This is a genomic window from Labrys sp. E2SS-1L (assembly GCF_057073705.1).
The window spans coordinates 4,827,708-4,846,243 of record NZ_CP172712.1 but is presented as its reverse complement, the minus strand read 5'-3'; the positions used below and the strand labels follow the sequence as shown (position 1 = coordinate 4,846,243).

Here is an 18,536-nt window from a genome sequence, read left to right as displayed (position 1 = left end):
CGTCGGGCGGTGGTGCATGATATGCGGACCTTTGAAAAAAGTGACCGTTCCAGTCGGACCAGACTTGCCATGATCAGTGTTGTCATCGCCGCAAACGGCCAGGAAGTCGCGCTGGCGGAAACGCTGGCTGCTCTTGTCCCGGCGGCGGCGGATGGCTTTGTGCGCGAGGTGGTGGTGGTAGCGGAATCCGGGCCGTCGCAGGGCACGCGGCTGGTCGCCGACGCGGTCGGTTGTGTCATCGTCGAGGGCGATGCCAGGACCGGGCTGGAGGCTGCCCGCAGCGACTGGGTGCTGGTGATGGCGCCGGGCGTCCGGCTGGAAAGCGATTGGTTCCGCGAAGCCGGCGTGATGATGCAGCGATTGCAAAGAGCGAACGACCGGCCGGTTGCGATGCTGTTTCGTGGCGCTGTCGACGATTATGGCTGGCGCGCAAGGCTCAGCGAAATCGTGCTCAAGCTGTCGCGTAGCCGCAGACGGAAGCAGGCCATGCTGGCGCCGCGCAAGGCGCTGCTGGCGGGCGGGCGCTTGGGGACTCATGCCTTGCGCGCGCGTGCTTTTACGGGTGGAGTGGGGACGGTGCGGTGAGGCAGGCGCTCCTGGGACCGCCGGCTTCCAGCCGGCTCTTGGAACCGTCGCACGTGCGGAAAGGAAGAGCCGGCCGGAAGCCGGCGGTCCCAGGGAACCTATCGCTGCAGCGAAGCTCCCCCGCTGTCGAAGACATGGCAGAGGGCGGGGTCGGCGCGTAGCGGCACGGTTTCGCCATGGCGGACCCGCAACTGGCCGGGGGCCGAAATGGTCAGGTTCTCGCCGCCCGTGGTGGTCGCATAGAGCACCGTCTCGCCACCGAGATGCTCGACCAGATGGACCTTGACCTCGCCGAGCGGCTCGCCGGCCTCGCCGCCGACCAGGATATGCTCGGGGCGAACGCCGAAAGTGACGGGCGCCGCTGCCGCCGCGCCTGGCAGCGGCGCGCCGAGGCGAACCGATTGCCCGGCGACTTCGATCGCATCGCCGGTCCCAGTCAGGCGGCCGGCCAGGAAGTTCATCTTGGGCGAGCCGATGAAGCCGGCCACGAACTGGTTGGCCGGTGCGTTGTAGAGGTCGAGCGGTGCACCGACCTGCATCACCACGCCGTCGCGCAGCACCACGATCTTGTCGGCCATGGTCATCGCCTCGACCTGGTCGTGGGTCACGTAGATCATGGTGTTGCCGAGGTCCTGGTGCAGCTTGGCGATCTCCACGCGCATCTGCACGCGCAGTTCCGCGTCGAGATTGGAGAGCGGCTCGTCGAACAGGAAGATGCGCGGTTCGCGCACGATGGCCCGCCCGATGGCGACGCGCTGGCGCTGCCCGCCGGACAGGGCCTTGGGGCGGCGCTGCAGATAATCCTCGATCTTGAGGATCCTGGCGGCATGGCGCACCCGCGTCTCGATCTCGGCCCGCTTGCAGCCGGCGGTTTCCAGGCCGAAGGCGAGGTTCTTGTACACCGTCATGTGGGGGTAGAGAGCATAGGACTGGAACACCATGGCGATGCCCCGGCGCGAGGCCGGCACATTGTTCATGCGCTCGCCGTCGATGAGGAGGTCGCCGCCCGAGATCGGCTCGAGCCCGGCGATCATGCGCAGGAGGGTGGACTTGCCGCAACCGGACGGGCCGACGAACACCGTGAACTCGCCCGGTTCGATGACGAGGTCGACGCCATGAATCACGTCCAGCGAACCATAGCGCTTCACCACCTTGTCGAGCCTGATGCTGGTCGCCATGCCGTCCTCCCTACAAGCCATTCGCACTTGATTGAACCCAAGGGACTGTCATCCCCGGCGGGGTCGTAGACCCCGGGAAGGGGATCCAGGGACTATTAGGTGTGTCCAACGGCCCCTGGATCCCCTTCCCACGGCCGTTGGCCGTGCCGGGGATGACACGTCCTCATTTGCGGGCGGTTCTCTAAGGCCGCCAACCGCGATATTTGGGGTGATCCGGCCCGATCGGCAGCTTGACGTCGCTGCCGGTCTGGGCCGAGTGATAGAAGGCAGTCGCCAGTTCCAGCGCCCGGCGCGCATCATCGACCGTGACCGGCACCGGTCCGCGGCTATGCAGCGCCTCATGGAAAGCGTCCATCTGCCCGAGGAAGCGGCGGCCGACCGGGGGCAGGTCGGCGACGAGATCCTTGATATCGGCGGCTACGGCCTCGTTCGCCGGCAGGATGGTCCAGGGTTCGTCGCCTGGCGAATAGGCCTCGCCGCCGCTTTCGAAGGTGACGTTTTCGAAACATAGGCGCAGCCGCGAAATCTCGTTCTGCGAGCCCAAAGTGGCGCTGGCGGCCACCAGCGCGCCATTTTCCATTTCCCAGGACGAGGAAACGCAATCTTCCACCTCGATGGCATTGACCCGCGTGGTCGCGCGGGCAAACAACCGGCGCACCGGGCCCATCAGATAGGTCATCATGTCATGCTGGTGGATGGCATGGGTCATCAGCACGCCGCCGAGCTCGGTGTCCCACTTGCCGCGCCAATAGACGGCATAATAGTCGGGCGTGCGCCTCCAATGGGTTTCGACGGTGCCGAGATAGGGCTTGCCGGCCAGTCCCGACTCGATGATGCGCCTGGCCTTCTGTACCCCCTCGCCGAAGCGGTACTGGAAGATCGGCATCAGGATCTGGCCGCTCTGGGCCTGGGCATTGGCCAGGAGGTCAGCCTCGTGCAGCGAGCCCACCAGCGGCTTTTCGCAGACGACATGCTTGCCCGCCGCGAGGGCCCGGCTGACCAGATCGAAATGGGTGGCTGGCGGCGTGGCGATGTCGATCACGTCGATATCGTCGCGCTTGAGAAGTTCGTCGAAATGCAGCGTGCGGCTCTCGGCGGAGAATTCGTCGGCCACTGCATCGAGGCGCTCCTGGTTGCGATCGCAGACGGCGGCGAGACGCCAGCGCTCGGGGCGTGGCTCATAGGCCTCGGCGATATGCGAGCGGCCGATGTTCAGCCCGACCACGGCGACGGATTTGATCTCGCCCATCACGCGGCCTCCTCGGCTCGTTGCTGGGCCTTGAGGGCGAGTTCCATCGCTTTGAAGCAACGGGCCTGCGGCATGGCTGTCTCGGTGCGTTCGAAGACATCGGCGATGAACTGCCGGCCGAAGGGAAGTTCGACCGCCGAACAATCGATATGCTGCATGCCCTTCCGGTCAGTCAGGAAGAGATGGTCTCCACCGGGACGGCCGGCGACGTCGACATATTTGCGCAGCTCGATGGTGCCTTGCGTGCCGGTGATGAAGAGTCGTCCATCGCCCCATACCGGCAGGCCGTCAGGCGTGAACCAATCGACGCGGATATAGCCGGTGACGCCCTCAGGCGTGCGCAGGTGGACATCGCCGACATCTTGCAGGCCGGGCTTGTCGGCATTGGCGCGATTGCCGACGGAGGCCGAGAGAATGTCGGCGTCCTCCGCACCGGTGAAGAACAGGAATTGCTCGAACTGGTGGGCGCCGATATCGACGAGGATGCCGCCATAGCGTTCGCGCTCGAAGAACCAGCCCGGCCGCTGCGGCTTGCGCAGGCGATGCGGGCCGAGCCCGGCCATGGTCACGATGTCGCCGATGGCGCCCGAGGCCACCAGTTCGCCGGCCTTCACGGTGGCGGGCACCTCGAAATGTTCCGAATAGAGGATGGAGAGGATGCGCCTGGTCTCGGCCTGAACCAGGCGCACGCTTTCGAGCTGGTCGATGCTCGTCATGCCCGGCTTGTCGAGCAGCACGTCCTTGCCGTGGCGCATGGCTTTGATTGCCACATCGGCGCGGTCGCCTGGAATGGCGGCGCTGACGATGACGTCGATCGCAGGATCCTCATAGAGCTTCGCCGCCTCGGCGACGCGCAGTATCTCGGGATAGGTCGCGGCAAAAGCGGCCGCGAGATTGTCCTCGGCTGCGTGAAAGCCGGTACAAACTGCGCCGGCGCGCCTGAGCGCCGCGATCTGGCCGTGGATATGGTCGTGATTGATGCCGATGATGGCAAATTTCAAAGGTCTCATATCAATTATCCGCTCGGGCGTTTTACTTGCAGATTAAATCACCAGAATCGCAAAATGCGCCTGTTCCCAGTGTGTTAAGTCGAACGAAGGTTTTGGCTTGAACGCATTTTGCTCCCGATGTCAGCGTTTCATGCCGGTGGTGGCGATGCCCTCGATCAGAAGGCGCTGGAAGAACAGGAAGACCAGGAAGATCGGGATCAGGGAGAGCACCGACATGGCGAAGAGGGCGCCCCAGTCGGAGGTGCCGCTGGCATCGACCAGGGACCTGAGGCCGAGCTGCACGGTGTAGGTGTGGATGTCACCCAGATAGATCAGCGGCCCGAAGAAGTCCTCCCAGGTCCAGATGAAGGAGAAGATGGCGGCGGTGGCGAGCACGGGGACGGAAAGCGGCAGCACGATCTTCCAATAGATGCGCCAGGCGCTGCAGCCATCCATCATCGCGGCTTCGTCGAGCTCGCGCGGCAGGCCGCGGAAGAACTGCACCATCAGGAAGATGAAGAAGGCGTCGACGGCCAGGAATTTGGGCACCACCAGCGGCAGCCAGGTGTTGACCCAGCCCATGCTCAGGAACAGCACATATTGGGGAATAAGGGTGACGTGGTAGGGCAGCATCAGCGTGCCCAGCATCAGGGCGAACCAGAAATTCCGGCCGGAGAACTGCAGCCGCGCGAAGGCATAGGCCGTCAGCGAGGCTGCCATGACGTTGCCGATGGTCGCCAACACGGAAATCGCCAGCGAGTTGAGGAAGAACGTACCGAAGCTCACCTGCAGGCCGAACCAGCCGGTCTGATAGGCCCGGATCGAGACCTGGGAAGGGATCAGCGAGGTCTGGCCGCCGAAAATGTCGTCGGCCGGCCGCACCGAGCCCGCCAGCATCCAGAGCAGGGGATAGAGCATCACGAAGGAGGTGCCGATCAGGGCGGCGTGGATCAGGGCGGAACGCAGGATCGAGCGCTCCGGTGCGTGCACGGCGGCGGCATCAGTCGTCATAATGCACCCAATAGCGCGCGGTGAGGAAGGAGAAGGCGGTGAAGAAGGCGATGATCAGCACCAGGATCCAGGCCAGCGCCGAGGCATAGCCCATGCGGAAATAGCCGAAGGCTTCCTGGTAGAGATAGAGCGTGTAGAACAGGGTCGAGTTGATCGGGCCCCCATTGCCTTCGGAGATGATGAAGGCGGGCGTGAAGGCCTTGAAGGCCTCGATGGTCTGGATGACGAAATTGAAGAACACCACCGGGGTGAGCAGCGGCAAGGTGATCTTGAAGAACTGCCGGGCCTTGGAGGCGCCGTCCAGGCTTGCGGCCTCGTACATGTCCTGCGGAATTTGGCGCAGGCCCGCCAGGAAGATGATCATGGGCGAGCCGAACTGCCAGACCGAGAGCGCCACCAGCGTGTAGAGCGAATAGCGTGGATTGGAGATCCAGCTCGGCCCATCGATGCCGACGAGCGCAAGCAGCGAATTGACGAGGCCGTCGGCGGCGAAGAGCTGGCGCCAGAGCACCGCGATCGCCACGGAGGCGCCGAGCAGCGAGGGTAGGTAGAAGATGGCGCGATAGAACGGCAATCCGCGAATGCCGCGATTGAAGGCCATGGCCAGGGCCAAGGCGAAGATCAGCTTGAGCGGCACCGACAGGAGGACGTAGGTGAAGGTCACCTTCATCGCCGCCGCGAATTTCGGATCGGCGGTGGCGATGCGCACATAATTGGCGGTGCCGGCAAATTGAGGGCTTTGCAGCAGGTCGTAATTGGTGAAGGACAGATAGAGCGAGGCTAAGGCCGGCCCCAGCGTCAGGCCGAGAAAGCCGAGCAGCCAAGGGGCGAGGAACAAATAGCCGGCGGCGTTGCGGCGCAGGGCCTGCCGCAACCGGCTTTCGGAGATCTCGCTCGGACGGGCTAGAGTGGTCGAGGCCAGGGTCGTCGGGGCCATGGCGGTCAGCCCCGCTTCAGGATTGACTCGGCTTCCGTGACGAATTGTTCGCCCCCTTGCTCGGCTGTCGTGCCGAAGGCGACCTCCTGGCTGATGCGCAGCAGCACGAAGGAGATCTCGCCGGCGCCCTTGGGCGGGGCGGGGGGAAGGGGGCCGACATAGGGGTCGAGCTTGCCGACATAATCGACCATCTGCCTGCTGACCTCGTCGAGCGAGGCGGCCGCGAGGTCGCGCATGGCGGGCGAGGCAGGCACGCCCCGTTCCACGCCGAGGATCTTGACGCCGGCCGGATCATGTACTGTGAAGTTGGCCAGCTTGACGGCAAGCTCCGGCGCCTTGGTATCCGAGGAGACCGACCACATCTGCGAGGGCTTGAGATAGTGGCCGGGCTTGCCGCCGGTCGTGACGGGATAGGCCGTGATCGAGAGCTTGGCCTTGCTGAGCTGCTGGGCGCCGATGAACTGGTTGGAATGCAGGAAACTGGCAGCGGCATAGCCGAGGGCCAGCGGCGAAGTCTCCAGCGTCAGCTTGTCGAGAGCCTGGATGTCGGCGGTGACACAACCGCCGGAATCCCGCAGGGCGCCCCACAGCTTGAACCAGTCGGCCGCGTCCTTGGCATCGAAGGCAAGCGCGCCCTTGTCGTCATAGAGAGCCTTGCCCCGCTGCCGCAACCAGAGCTCGAAGGCCGGCTCGAGGCCGCTGGCATCGACGGAAGCGTAGAACTTCTTGCGCTTGTTGGCCTTGCCGAAGGCCTCGCATTTGCTGGCGAATTCTTCCCAGCTCGTCCCGAATTTCGGCGGCTCCACGCCCGTCTGCTGCCAGGCGGCCCCGTCAAGGGCCATGGCGGAAGAATTGACGCCGAGATTGATGCCGTAAAGCTTGCCGTCGACGCTGCAGGATCCCAGATTGGTCTTGCCGAAATCGGTGATGTCGAGAAGATTGCCCAGATATTGATCGAGCGGCACGATCGCGCCGCGGCGGGCATATTCGAACATATAGCGGTAATCCATCTGCACCAGGTCCGGCGCATTGCGTCCGGCGACCCGCGTGGCGAGACGGGGCCAGTAGTCGCTCCATCCGGTGAATTCGGTCTTGGTGTCGATACCGGCATTGGCGGCCCGGAAGGCGTCCACCGCCTTGTTGGTGCGATCGGCCCGCTCCTGCGAGCCCCACCAGAATACCCTCAGTTGCTTGTCCTGGGCCCGGACCGGGCTGCCCAGCATGATGGAGGCGGCAAATCCGCATCCGGCTCCCAGCATGGCACGACGACTGACGAGATGGGCACTCATGGCTTCCCCCTTTTCCGGTCCGTTTGGGTGGTCGAAGGCCGGTTTTTCTGCGTTCCTGTCTTTGTACTCGTGCGTTTCGATATCGATATGACGTTACGTGACATTACGCGCCGCCACGGCATGCAATGTCAGAGTTTGTAGGCGCGCTTGGCGAGGTTATAGGCAAGGTCCACGGCGATCTCGGCGGCCTCGTCCTCCTCCAGGCGATGATCGGCGACCAGCCGGGCGAGGAAGGCACAGTCGACGCGGCGAGCCATGTCGTGGCGAGCCGGGATCGACAGATAGGCCCTGGTATCGTCGTTGAAGCCGACCGTGTTGTAGAAGCCTGCCGTCTCGGTCGCGAGTTCACGGAACCGGCGCATGCCCTCCGGGCTGTCGAGGAACCACCAGGGCGGCCCGAGCCGAAGCACCGGATAATGGCCGGCGAGGGGCGCGAGTTCCCGACTGAAGGCCGTTTCGTCCAGGGTGAAGAGCACGATGGTGAGACCGGGCTCGTTGCCGACGGCGTCCAGGAGAGGCTTCAGCGCCTCGACATAGCTGGTTTGCCTCGGAATATCGGCACCGACATCGGGACCGAAACGGGTGAACAGCGCCGGATTGTGGTTGCGGTGGGAGCCCGGGTGGATCTGCATGGTGAGCCCGTCCGTGAGGCTCATCCGTGCCATTTCGGTGAGCATCTGCGCCCGGAACAACTCGGCATCGGCGGCCGAGGCTGGGCCGGCAAGCAGACGAGCGAACAGTGCCATAGCATCGGCCCTGTCGAGATCGGCCGTGCGGGCGCTGGGATGGCCGTGATCGGTCGAGGTCGCCCCCAGCGACTTGAAGAAGGCGCGGCGTTCGCGATGCGCCATCAGATAGCCGTCCCATGTGGCTGGCTGTCCGGTGAGATCGAGGAGATGGCGAACCTGGCTGCGGAAATCGGCGCGGTCGGCGTCGACGACGGCATCGGGGCGATAGGCCGGCAGGACACGTCCCTTCCAGCCGGAGGCACGAATGGCCTGATGGGCCTTCAAGGCGTCGGTGGCGCTGTCCGTGGTAGAGATCGCCTCGATATTGAAGCGGTCATAGAGCGCGCGCGGGCGGAATTCCGGCCGTTGCAGCGCGGTCGCGATCTCATCGTAAAGGCGGTCGGCATTGCCGGGTGCCAGGCGCTCGGTGATGCCGAAGCCGCTCTCCAGCGAATGCTCGAACCACAAGCGGCTCGGCGTGCCCCGGAACAGGTACCAATGGTCGGCGAACAGCCGCCAGATCTTGCGGCCATCGGCTTCGACATCAGTCCCATCGCGGCTGGGAATGCCGAGCGCTTCCAGCCGCACGCCCTGCGAATAGAGCATGCGGGTGATGTAGTGGTCCGGCTTGACGAATAGCGTGGCAGGGTCGGGGAAGGCCGCATCCTCGGCATACCAATTGGGGTCGGTATGACCATGCGGGGAGAGGATCGGCAGGCCTGCCACCTGCCCATAGAGGCGGCGCGCAATGGCCCTGGCGTCCGGTTCGATCGGCAAAAGCCTGTCTGGATGAAGTGCCATGCGGGGCTCGGCCCTGTTCTGGTTGGCGTCTCCTCTTGACGTTGGCTTTAACACTAAGATACTAGTGTGTCAAAATCTGATCATCGCGATGCCGCGAGAGGTCGCATCAGGCCGGGGCCATGGAGAGCCAGGACACGAGCCATTCGCTGGAAATCCTGACGGCGCGAGGCAAGGCGGCGCAGTCCGGCGTTCGCCCGAGGCGGCCGCGCGTTACCACGGCGACCCTGATCTATGATGATCTGCGCGAGGCGATCCTCGGCATGCGCCTGGTGCCCGGCACGCCTTTGCAGGAAAAGGCGCTGACCCAGCGTTTCGGCGTGAGCAAGACGCCGGTGCGCGAGGCCCTGATCCGCCTGGCAGAGGACGGCCTGGTCGATATCTTCCCGCAATCGGGAACCTTCGTCTCGCGGGTGCCGGTGGCCGCTATTCCGGAGGCGGTGGTGATCCGCCAGTCCCTGGAGGACACGGCGGTGCGGCGCCTGATCGAGATCGCCACGCAAGCCGATATCGCCACGATCGACGCCATCCTGGCGCGTCAGCGCCTGCTGGCCGATCTCAGCGACAAAGATGCCTTTCACGAGGCGGACGAAGCCTTTCATCAGGCCATTGCCCAGATCGCCGGCTATCCCAGCATTCCGCGCCTGCTGCGCCAGATCAAGGTCCAGATGGACCGGGCACGGCGGCTGACCCTGCCGGTGGCGGGCCGGATGCATCAGGTCATCGCCGAGCACAGCTTCATCCGCGATGCCATCGCCCGCCGCGACGTCGAGGTGGCCAGCAGGGCCATGAAGGCCCATCTGAGCGCCGTGGTTCCCGATATCGACAGGCTGCGTTTGCAATATCCCGATTATTTCGTCTGAGCGCTCCGGAGAAGGATCCCGTTCCCGGGCGCCGTCAACAGCCAGAACCGCATGAGGAAACGCTATGACGATGCAAGCGACGAGACATGAGGAAGGGGCCGAGCGGCATCGGGTGGCCCTGGTCGGCACCGGCCATCGCGGCGCGGGTATGTGGGGCAAGGAATTGCTGCAAGGCTGGCGCGACCGGGCCGAGTTCGTGGCGATCTGCGACGTCAACGAGATGCGGGCCACGGCCGCGCGCACCGCGATCGGCACCAATGCACCCGTCTACACCGACGTCGACGAGATGCTGGCGAGCGTGAAGCCGGAGATCGTCATCGTCTGCAGCCGTGACGACACCCATGACGAGATCATCGTCAAGGCGCTCGAGGCGGGCTGCCGGGTGATCACCGAAAAGCCGATGACCACCACGCCGGAAAAGTGCCGCCGCATCCTCGAAGCCGAGGCACGCACCGGCCGCCCCGTCGACGTGACCTTCAACTATCGTTTCGCGCCCACGGCCGCCCGCATCAAGCAATTGCTGCGCGAGGAGACCATCGGCACCGTCACCTCGGTCGATTTCCACTGGTATCTCGACACCCAGCATGGCGCCGACTATTTCCGCCGCTGGCACGCCAAGGAGGCTCATTCGGGCAGCCTGTTCGTGCACAAGGCCACCCATCATTTCGATCTGCTCAACTGGTATCTGGACTCGGTGCCGCGCGAGGTCTCCGCCTTCGGCACCCAGCGCAATTACGGTCGCAACGGGCCGTTCCGCGGCGAGCGTTGCCAGACCTGCGTCCATGCCCAGGATTGCGACTTCTATTTCGACATGAGCGGGGATCCCTGGCTGACCATGCTCTACGAGGATCCGTCGGCCGAGGACGGCTATGTGCGCGACGGCTGCGTCTATCGCGAGGACATCGACATCGCCGATACCATGACGGCGATGCTGCGCTTCGAGAACGAGGTGATCGTGTCCTATTCCCTCAACACCTTCATGCCGATCGAGGGCTATCACCTGGCCTTCAACGGCACCAGGGGGCGCATCGAGGTTCGCCAATATGAGCGCCAGGCCTTCGCGACGCCCGACCATGACGAGATCGTGCTGATGCGCAATTTCGGCGATGTCGAGCGTATCAGGGTGCCGCATGCCGGTGGCGGGCATTTCGGGGGCGACGACCGCCTGCGCGACATGCTGCTGCGCCCGGGCATGGCCGATCCGCTCGGCCAGCGCGCCGGCGCGCTGGCCGGTGCGATGTCGATGCTGTGCGGGGCGGCGGCGCTGGCCAGCATGAAGTCGGGACGCCCGGTCAGGCTGGCTGAGCTCGGAGGCCTGCCAGCCTGAACGGGAGGACGGGTCCTCGTTTTCTGACCTGAATCTTTGCATACCGCCTGAAATCGAATGAGTTTACGGGGGCGGTGCTGCCCCTCACCGTACCTCTCCCCGTAAGAACGGGGCGAGGAGGCGCAAGTGTTGCGATTGATCTTCGGAGCTCTCATCTCGCCCCACCGTTGGGCGAGATGAGAGGTTTTCGGCATAAACTCGACGTCAAAGTCCCCTCGCCCCGTTCTTACGGGGAGAGGTACGGTGAGGGGCTGCGCGACCTCAATAACAAGGGAGTGAAGTATTCCCCTCAGATGGCGCCGGAGGTGTCGCAGGAGCGGATCTGGCCGCTCTTCAGGCCGGTAACGAACCAGCGCTGGCGCTGGGCAGCCGTGCCATGGGTGAAGCTGTCGGGCACGACATAGCCCTGCATCTTCTTCTGCAGCATGTCGTCGCCGATGGCCTGGGCCGTCTGCAGCGCGCCTTCGATGTCGCCCTGTTCGATGAACTTGAAATCCTGCTGGGTACGGTTGGCCCAGACGCCGGCCAGGCAATCGGCCTGCAGTTCCTGGCGCACCGAAGCGCCGCCGGCCCCGGCCCCGCCTTCGCGCAGGAGGCCGAGTTCGTCCTGCACGTGGTGGCCGACTTCATGCGCGATCACATAGGCCTGCGCGAAGGCGCAGGCGCCCTGGCCGGCCGGGCAGGCGTTGAAGCGGTTGCGCATCTCGTCGAAGAATTCCGTGTCGAGATAGACCTTCTTGTCATTCGGGCAATAGAACGGGCCCATGGCCGATTGCGCCGTGCCGCAGGCCGAACGCGTTACGCCGCTGAACAGCACCAGCTGGGTCGGCTGGTAGCTCTTGCCCCGGACCTGTTCCTGGAACAGCTTGGTCCAGGTATCTTCGGTCGAGCCCAGAATCTTGCGCACGAAGGTTCCCGAAGCGTCGTTGGCGCCGCCTGCCTGGCTGGAGGGGCGTGGCTGCTGCTGTTCCTGGACCTGCGGCTCGCCTCCGCCGCTGAGGCCCTGCAGGGCATTGAAGGCCGCTTCGGGGCCGACGAGGAAATAGAGCGCGGCCACGATCACCAGGCCGCCCAGGCCGATGCCGCCCCGTCCACCCGGGAAGCCTCCGCCGCCGCCACCGCCGCCGAAACCACCGCCTTCGCCGCGACGATCGTCGACATTGTCGGATGCGCGCATATCGTCGAGTTTCATCGCCCTGTCTCCTGCTCCCCGGATGCCGGCCTTTCACCGATGTCGGGCCGGCACGGTGATTTGTGCTGTGCAAGCCATACCCAATAAATATGTCTTCGCAAAGCCTGTTACAGGGGTTCTAGGTGGTGCTTACGTAAGGAAATATAGTTTTCCCAAAATGTGCCCTCTTGTTTGGTACAAGCAGCGGTAAACGACAGCACTCTCCCGGCGAAAAAAGGAGCCAAAGGGGCGTTTGCCTCAGGGCGCATCCTGCTCCAGGGCGGTGCGGATGGCGCGGAAGTCGCGCCAGGCCAGGCGCTTCTGCACCGGCTGGCGCAGCAGATAGGCCGGATGCAGCGTGGCGATCGCCCGGATGCGCTGGCCGCCGAGATCATAGTCGAGCCAGCGCCCGCGCAGTTTCAGGATACCGTCGGTGACGCCGAGCAACGCCTGGGCGCTGCGGGCACCGAGGCAGACCAGGACCTTGGGGGCGACCAGCTCGATCTGCCTTTCGATGAAGGGACGGCAGATCGTGGTTTCCTGCGGGGTGGGATCGCGATTGCCGGGCGGACGCCAGGGCACGACATTGGCGATATAGGCCTTGGTGCGGTCGAGCCCTATGGCAGTCAGCATGCGGTCGAGCAACTGGCCGGAGCGGCCGACGAAGGGTTTGCCCTGGATGTCCTCGTCTCGTCCGGGTGCTTCGCCCACGAACATCACCTTGGCGTCGGGAGCACCGTCGGCAAAGACGAGACGGTTGGCCGTGGCCTTGAGGGCGCAGCCGTCGAAGCGCTCGAGCAGGTCCCGCAATTCGTCCAGCGTGCGGGCACTGCGCGCCTGTTCGCGGGCCGCCAGTTCCACCGCGTCCGGAGAGGTGGTGAGCAGGGTCGGTGCCGGGGAGGCCATGCGGGGCTGCGCCGTGGCAGCAGGAGGCCTGCGCGCCGGATCGGGATTGGGCGCGGAACGCATGGGGGAGGAGGCGGGGGTAGCCTGGGCGCTCTCGGCAAAGCGATCGAGCGGCTCGTCCCCGATCGCCACGTCCACGCCCATATCGGCATACCATTGCAGCAACGCGACGATCTGTTCGGGAGGCATGGACGCGGACATCATGGCGAAAGGATAGAGCAAAGCTTCCAGAGTTGGAACAGGCTGGCAGCCTCTGTTAACTCCCCATCAAGGTTAATGCATCATCAATGGGCTCATCGGCGACGCCGTGTTGGTTGAACCTGTGAGTCTCGTCCATGCTGCTGCGCCGGCCCGTCATCATCGCCCTTCTGCTCTGCGCCGGAGCCACCAGCACGATGATGTATCGCCGCTCGACAGCCGTGCAGGCGAGCCCGGCCGTTGCCGCCAGCATGCATGGCGCCTTGCAGGGCGGCGTGGGTGTGCTCGGCGCCCGGCGTGCCTCGGTGATGCGAGCCGGCCTGTTCGCGATGCCGCAGCTCAGCCTTGCCGATATCGGCTCGGCGCCGCAGGCGGCCTTCGGAGACGGCTTCACGCTGCGCGCCATGCCGGCCAGCCTGACACTGACGCCGAGCCGAAGCGATTTCATGCCGCTTCCCGACGATGTCGGTCCACCCAGCGCGCCGATCCGTGACGCCACCAAGAAGGGCATGACGATCTGGCCCGAGGTGATCCGGACCGCCAAGGGCGACCGCCGGCCGGACCGGGGTGCCGGAGAGAACGTCGCCTATATGGTATCGGGCGATCCGCATGTGCTGATGCCCAAGACAGGTGCAAGGCCGATGGGGCGTCTGTCGCGCAAGCTCCAGCCGCCCGAGACCGCCGAGGGCCTGCAGCAATTCCAGCCGTCCCGGCTCAGCGCCATCGTGGTCACCAAGCTTGCCGAACGGCTCTCGATCGCCGACGCCGAGCTCGGCGGGCACGACGGCGCCGTCCCTCTCGATCATTCGCTGGCGCCGGCCGGCGGCATGTCGCCGGCGGCGAGCCGTCCCGATCTTGCCAGTTTGACCAGCAGCACCACCCGTGCCGACGAAGCGCTGCCTGTCGAGCTCGCCATGGCCGAGCCGGGTGCCCTCCAGCCGGTGGTGGCCCAATCTTCCATGACCTTGGCGAACGTACAGCCGGTGATGACGCCCGACGATGCCCAGACCCTGCCTGAGATCGGCAGCGACGAAGGCTTGACCGATGCGCAGAAGAAATCGCGCATCGCCGGCCTGCCAGGGCTGGACGACGGCAAGGCCCGCCCGCTCGACCTGCCGCCGGCCGCGTTCACCAAGGCACAGATGTGTCTGGCGACGGCGATCTATTTCGAGGCACGCGGCGAGAGCCGCGAGGGGCAGGTGGCCGTGGCCCAGGTCATCATCAACCGCCTGCGCTCACCCTTCTATCCCAAGAATGTCTGCGACGTGGTCTATCAGGGCGCCAGCAACAAGCGCTATGGCGGCTGCCAGTTCTCCTTCGCCTGCGATCTCGTCGCCGACAAGGTGACCGAGAAGGAGCCCTGGGAACAGGCCCTGGTCCTTGCCGAGCGGGTGATGAACGCCAAGGACTGGATCCCCGAAGTCGGCAACGCCACGCATTATCACGCCAACTATGTCCGTCCGCGCTGGGTGCGCGACATGCGGGAGAAGGACAAGATCGGCAAGCATATCTTCTATCGCGTCAAATGGTGGGCGTGACCGGCAACTCTCCTGGAGAGGACGTCCACAGGTCCTGTATCCGGCGGGATACCCGAGAGCCGAATTCTCGCGTATGGCTGGCATCGAAGTTGCGTTTGTTGATGGCATGTTTATCGCATCGTCGATGCGAGCGTCGTGAAGCAAACCCAAGATCATCGATGCGGCAATTGTTGCTGCTGCATTGGCGCGCTACGCTTGCAGTGACGGCAAAGACCTTGTCCGTGATCAAGCAACCTCGATTGCCGGGCCGATCGTCGGCGATCACATCCTGACTCCGCGCGGAGCCCGCGCTGTAATGACCTGCCACGGGTGAGCATGTCCGAAGAAAGTGCCTTCCTCCTCATCGGCCTCCTGGTGCTCGCCTTTCCGGTGCTGGCGATCGTTGCCTTTGTGATGACGCTTGGCCTCAGGCGCAGGGTGCAGGAACTGGAGGAAAGGGTTCGCCAGCTGGCGGGCCAGCGCCCGGTGCCGGGCGACGCCGTCAGGGCCGCTACGCCGGCCTCTCCGGCGCCGACCGAGGGGAAAAGGGCCGCTGAACCCGTACGGGAAGCGGCTGCGTCGGTTCCCGCTGTCGCGCCTGTCGACAAACCGTCGACTGTCGAACTGGCGCCGGCTCGGCCGGAGCCGGCGGCTTCCGCACAGACTGCAGGCCGCGCGGCGCCGGACAGGCCCAAGGTCAGCCTCGAGGAGAAGCTCGGCACGCGCTGGGCCGTCTGGGTCGGAGGGCTGGCGCTTGCGCTCGGCGGTGCCTTCCTGGTGCGGTATGCCATCGAGGAGGAGCTTCTCGGTCCCGGTGCGCGCATCCTGGCCGGTCTTGCCTTCTCCCTGGCGCTGATCGCTGGCGGCGAATATCTGAGGCGCCGGCCCGTGGCGCCCGCCGCGAAACAGGCGGCCTACATTCCCGGCGTGGTTACGGCCGCGGGCACGGTCGCCCTGTTCGCAACCGTCTATGCCGCCTATGCGCTCTATGACTTCCTCAGCCCGGCGCAGGCCTTCGTCCTGCTCGGCCTGGTCGGCATCGCCACCATGTATGCGGCGGCGCTGCATGGTCCCTGGCTCGCCGGCCTCGGCCTTGTCGGCGCCTATGGCGCGCCCCTGCTGGTGTCCTCGAACCAGCCCAATCCCTGGGCTCTCGCCCTCTATGTCGTGGTGGTGACGGCAGCCGCCTTCATGCTGGCCCGTATTCGGCTCTGGCGCTGGCTCGCCATCGCCGCTGGTATCGCTGCCTTCTGCTATGGCTTCGTCCTGGGAAGCATCATGGGCGAGGACACCGGCGCCATGGTGTTCTACATCCTCGCTTTGTCCGCCTTGGTCGGCGCGGTGCTGATCTACGAGCCCCATCACGGCAAGACCTATCAGCGTTTCGATCCCATTGGCCTCGGCGCGGTCGCGGGCCTTGCGGTCCTGGCCGTCTCCTTTGCCGGCGCGGATGTGTTCGGGCATGCCTCGCTTGCCACCTTGCTGATCGTGATGGCACTGGCGCTGGCGGCTGCGCTCGCTTTCGACGCGCTGGCCCCGGCGGCCGTAATCGCAGGCCTGGCAGGGCTTGCCTGCCTGTGGATCTGGCCGATCGGTGGGCAGATTGCCGCCGAACCATTGGTGGTGGTGCCAGGCCACCTCTATCTGCCCTTCCTGATGCCGGACGCGCTCCAGGCCTATCTTGAGATCGCGATCATTCCGGCTGCCGTGCTGTTGCTGGCCACCACGATCAGCCTGATGCGCCATCCAAGGCCGCAACGGCCGGCATTGGCGCTGGCACTGGCGGGGACGGCAACCCCGATCTTCGCCCTGGCGATCGCCTATCTGCGCATCGAGAGTCTTCGTGCCAGCCTGCCCTTCGGGGCCGTGGCGGCCGGGCTTGCGCTGCTGTTTGCCGCGACGACCGAGCGTTTCCTGAGGCTCGAGGGGCAGGCGGCGCAGGATGAGGCATCGGGGGCGGGTTCCTCCCTCCATGCCGTCGCGAGCGCTTCGGCAGTGGCGCTGACGCTCACCTTCCTGATCACCGATTCCCCGCTCACCCTGGCTTTCGGCCTGTCGGCGCTCGGTGCGGCCTGGGTCTCGACCCTGCGGCCGCTGCCGGCCCTGCGCTGGTGCGCGGCCGGATTCGTCCTGCTGGTGCTGGCGCGCATGGGTGGAGCCTGGACCCTGGCCGGTGCCAGCCTCGAACGCTTCCCGGATTGGCCGGATATCGTGCTGCGTTATGCCGTACCGGCCGCGGCGTTCTACTATGGCGGCATTCTCCTGCGCCGGCGCAAGGCGGACATTCCCGCCGCCATCCTCGATCTCGGCGCTATCCTGCTCGCCTGCGTGGCGGTGGTCTTTGCCATCCGCCTCGGCCTGCGCGGCGCCGAGGAAGCCGCCCATCCCGGCATGTCCCTCGCCGAGGCCGGGCTCTACACGGCGCTCGCCTTTGCCGCATCGATGGCGCTGGTCTATCGCTCCGGGGCGACCACCAGCGTGGTGTATCGAGCGGCGGCACCGATCAGCGTCATCATCGCGCTTTGCCTGACGGTCTCGGGGCCATTGATCACCGCCAATCCTGCCGTCAGTGGCGAGATGATTGGCGGCGGCGTCCTCTTCAACACCTTGCTGCCCGGCTATGCCCTGCCGGCGCTGCTGGCGGGAGCGGCGGCGCTGTTCTGGCACTGGTATGGCCGCGCCGTCGGCCAGGGTGAAAACAAGAATTTGGGCATGGAGAATGCGCCCTTCGCCCTGCTATGCGGGGTCTGTGCCTTCGTACTGGGCTTTGTCTATGTCACGCTCGAGGTGCGCAAGATCTTCGCCGATGGCGTGCCCGATTTCGACACGATCTCTTCGGCCGAGAATTGGGGGTACACCATCGCCTGGCTGCTCTACGGCCTGATGCTGCTCGCCCTCGGCATCTGGGCGAAGGCGCGCGCAATCCGTCTGGGTTCGGCCATCGTGATCATGCTCGCGGTTGCCAAGGCCTTCCTGTTCGACATGTCGGAGCTGGAAGGGATCTGGCGTGCCTTGTCCTTCATGGGGCTCGGCGTCGCCCTGATCGGCATCGGCCTCGTCTATCAGCGCCTGTTGTTCGGACCCAAACTCGGATCCGGGCAGGAACCGCGGCAGTAGCAGTGGATGGCTGGTATCGAACCATGTCCCGACAATGTCTTGCAGCGTCTCAAGCCGGGAATCGTCTTGTTGAACTTTGCCGCAAGCCAGTTCGCCCGACAGCACCAAAACCATGGCAGGCTGGCCGACGACATCTGGCTGGACCGGACGCAAGGCAATCCGCCACCCGAGGAGGTTGCTCGGTTCGAGGCCGCATATGAGGCAAGACGCGCGGCCTGGACGGCGGATCCCGCCTTCCTTTCGGCCATCGGGCGGCTGCAGGGTGTTGGCGTGGACTGGGCGTTCAGCCATGAAAGCGATGTCAGCGGCGAGTTCTCCCTGCTGCGCCTGTACATCGCCGCCGACGATCTCGGCGCTCTGGAAGCGCTGGCCGCCGAGAATGCCGGCTATGTCACGCCCGAGGCGAAAGCCTCGGCCGCCGAACGCTTCCGCATCTTCATGCTGCGCAACTATCATCCCGACTGGCGGCGCAACCGCCAGCTCTATGCCGATGTGGGTGGCTCGCCCTATGCGGCTCCTGCTACCTGGTCGCGCGAAACCTGAAAGCAGAGGCCTTCCGTCCCGCAGGCCGCGCATTCGGTGTCATCGGCCCGTCATCGGCCTGCGCCATGGTCGCGGCCATCGAGCTGTCCGTTCCTCGACGGCAATGCGATGTTTGACCTTCCCCTGGCCT

Annotated in this window: 15 protein-coding genes; 6 read left to right on the top strand and 9 right to left on the bottom strand. The window is 65.2% G+C overall.

What is annotated here, in order from left to right; genetic code table 11:
* Positions 1-69: 69 nt before the first annotated feature.
* Entirely contained in the window at positions 70-585 is a 516-nt protein-coding gene (locus ACIGJE_RS22680) for a glycosyltransferase family 2 protein (protein ID WP_415080609.1), read from the top strand.
* Between the two features lie 98 nt (positions 586-683).
* Here ACIGJE_RS22680 and ACIGJE_RS22675 read toward each other — a convergent pair whose 3' ends face one another.
* The 7 genes from ACIGJE_RS22675 to uxaC all read right to left on the bottom strand — a co-directional run bounded on the left by ACIGJE_RS22675 (position 684) and on the right by uxaC (position 8,767).
* Positions 684-1,763 carry an ABC transporter ATP-binding protein gene (locus tag ACIGJE_RS22675; protein WP_415080610.1) on the bottom strand — a complete coding sequence of 360 codons (1,080 nt, stop codon included), beginning with the start codon at positions 1,761-1,763 and terminating at the stop codon, positions 684-686.
* A 181-nt stretch (positions 1,764-1,944) separates the two neighbouring features.
* Positions 1,945-3,012 (bottom strand): Gfo/Idh/MocA family protein, encoded by a 1,068-nt coding sequence (locus tag ACIGJE_RS22670; protein WP_415080612.1) that lies wholly within the window; start codon positions 3,010-3,012, stop codon positions 1,945-1,947.
* Positions 3,012-4,022, bottom strand: a complete 1,011-nt coding sequence (locus ACIGJE_RS22665) for a Gfo/Idh/MocA family protein (protein WP_415080614.1) — start codon at positions 4,020-4,022, stop codon at positions 3,012-3,014. The genes ACIGJE_RS22670 and ACIGJE_RS22665 overlap by 1 nt, the downstream gene beginning before the upstream one ends.
* A gap of 120 nt (positions 4,023-4,142) precedes the next feature.
* Positions 4,143-5,012 carry a carbohydrate ABC transporter permease gene (locus ACIGJE_RS22660; protein ID WP_415080616.1) on the bottom strand — a complete coding sequence of 290 codons (870 nt, stop codon included), beginning with the start codon at positions 5,010-5,012 and terminating at the stop codon, positions 4,143-4,145.
* The gene (locus tag ACIGJE_RS22655; protein ID WP_415080618.1) at positions 5,002-5,949 is read right to left on the bottom strand and encodes a carbohydrate ABC transporter permease; all 948 of its coding nucleotides are present in this window, start codon (positions 5,947-5,949) and stop codon (positions 5,002-5,004) included. The genes ACIGJE_RS22660 and ACIGJE_RS22655 overlap by 11 nt, the downstream gene beginning before the upstream one ends.
* A gap of 5 nt (positions 5,950-5,954) precedes the next feature.
* Complete coding sequence (locus ACIGJE_RS22650) at positions 5,955-7,238, bottom strand: ABC transporter substrate-binding protein (RefSeq protein ID WP_415080620.1); 1,284 nt, start codon at positions 7,236-7,238, stop codon at positions 5,955-5,957.
* A gap of 128 nt (positions 7,239-7,366) precedes the next feature.
* Positions 7,367-8,767, bottom strand: a complete 1,401-nt coding sequence (gene uxaC / locus ACIGJE_RS22645) for a glucuronate isomerase (protein ID WP_415080622.1) — start codon at positions 8,765-8,767, stop codon at positions 7,367-7,369.
* Positions 8,768-8,886: 119 nt separating this feature from the next.
* Here uxaC and ACIGJE_RS22640 point away from each other — a divergent pair, with 119 nt between their 5' ends.
* Positions 8,887-9,627: a GntR family transcriptional regulator gene (locus ACIGJE_RS22640; protein ID WP_311942198.1), complete on the top strand. Its 741-nt coding sequence runs from the start codon at positions 8,887-8,889 to the stop codon at positions 9,625-9,627.
* 70 nt (positions 9,628-9,697) lie between these two features.
* Positions 9,698-10,954: a Gfo/Idh/MocA family protein gene (locus ACIGJE_RS22635; RefSeq protein ID WP_376717749.1), complete on the top strand. Its 1,257-nt coding sequence runs from the start codon at positions 9,698-9,700 to the stop codon at positions 10,952-10,954.
* 289 nt (positions 10,955-11,243) lie between these two features.
* Here the strand turns inward: ACIGJE_RS22635 and ypfJ are convergent, their stop codons facing one another.
* On the bottom strand, positions 11,244-12,146 hold the full coding sequence (gene ypfJ / locus ACIGJE_RS22630; protein WP_367626599.1) for a KPN_02809 family neutral zinc metallopeptidase: 903 nt from the start codon (positions 12,144-12,146) through the stop codon (positions 11,244-11,246).
* Between the two features lie 237 nt (positions 12,147-12,383).
* Positions 12,384-13,220: a uracil-DNA glycosylase gene (locus ACIGJE_RS22625; RefSeq protein WP_415080625.1), complete on the bottom strand. Its 837-nt coding sequence runs from the start codon at positions 13,218-13,220 to the stop codon at positions 12,384-12,386.
* A 146-nt stretch (positions 13,221-13,366) separates the two neighbouring features.
* Between ACIGJE_RS22625 and ACIGJE_RS22620 the strand changes: the two genes are divergently transcribed.
* From ACIGJE_RS22620 to ACIGJE_RS22610, 3 genes are all read left to right on the top strand, one after another.
* Complete coding sequence (locus ACIGJE_RS22620) at positions 13,367-14,767, top strand: cell wall hydrolase (RefSeq protein ID WP_311942210.1); 1,401 nt, start codon at positions 13,367-13,369, stop codon at positions 14,765-14,767.
* Between the two features lie 315 nt (positions 14,768-15,082).
* Entirely contained in the window at positions 15,083-17,863 is a 2,781-nt protein-coding gene (locus tag ACIGJE_RS22615) for a DUF2339 domain-containing protein (protein ID WP_415080627.1), read from the top strand.
* 6 nt (positions 17,864-17,869) lie between these two features.
* On the top strand, positions 17,870-18,406 hold the full coding sequence (locus ACIGJE_RS22610) for a hypothetical protein (protein WP_483678735.1): 537 nt from the start codon (positions 17,870-17,872) through the stop codon (positions 18,404-18,406).
* The last annotated feature ends 130 nt before the right edge of the window (positions 18,407-18,536 follow it).

Coding starts and splice junctions, on each gene's coding strand:
- ACIGJE_RS22670 (WP_415080612.1), bottom strand. CDS start 3,012: ATGGGCGAGATCAAATCCGTCGCCGTGGTCGGGCTGAACATCGGCCGC.
- ACIGJE_RS22640 (WP_311942198.1), top strand. CDS start 8,887: ATGGAGAGCCAGGACACGAGCCATTCGCTGGAAATCCTGACGGCGCGA.
- ACIGJE_RS22665 (WP_415080614.1), bottom strand. CDS start 4,022: ATGAGACCTTTGAAATTTGCCATCATCGGCATCAATCACGACCATATC.
- ypfJ (WP_367626599.1), bottom strand. CDS start 12,146: ATGAAACTCGACGATATGCGCGCATCCGACAATGTCGACGATCGTCGC.
- ACIGJE_RS22660 (WP_415080616.1), bottom strand. CDS start 5,012: ATGACGACTGATGCCGCCGCCGTGCACGCACCGGAGCGCTCGATCCTG.
- ACIGJE_RS22625 (WP_415080625.1), bottom strand. CDS start 13,220: ATGCCTCCCGAACAGATCGTCGCGTTGCTGCAATGGTATGCCGATATG.
- ACIGJE_RS22675 (WP_415080610.1), bottom strand. CDS start 1,763: ATGGCGACCAGCATCAGGCTCGACAAGGTGGTGAAGCGCTATGGTTCG.
- ACIGJE_RS22610 (WP_483678735.1), top strand. CDS start 17,870: ATGGCTGGTATCGAACCATGTCCCGACAATGTCTTGCAGCGTCTCAAG.
- ACIGJE_RS22655 (WP_415080618.1), bottom strand. CDS start 5,949: ATGGCCCCGACGACCCTGGCCTCGACCACTCTAGCCCGTCCGAGCGAG.
- ACIGJE_RS22615 (WP_415080627.1), top strand. CDS start 15,083: ATGTCCGAAGAAAGTGCCTTCCTCCTCATCGGCCTCCTGGTGCTCGCC.
- ACIGJE_RS22650 (WP_415080620.1), bottom strand. CDS start 7,238: ATGAGTGCCCATCTCGTCAGTCGTCGTGCCATGCTGGGAGCCGGATGC.
- ACIGJE_RS22680 (WP_415080609.1), top strand. CDS start 70: ATGATCAGTGTTGTCATCGCCGCAAACGGCCAGGAAGTCGCGCTGGCG.
- ACIGJE_RS22635 (WP_376717749.1), top strand. CDS start 9,698: ATGCAAGCGACGAGACATGAGGAAGGGGCCGAGCGGCATCGGGTGGCC.
- ACIGJE_RS22620 (WP_311942210.1), top strand. CDS start 13,367: ATGCTGCTGCGCCGGCCCGTCATCATCGCCCTTCTGCTCTGCGCCGGA.
- uxaC (WP_415080622.1), bottom strand. CDS start 8,767: ATGGCACTTCATCCAGACAGGCTTTTGCCGATCGAACCGGACGCCAGG.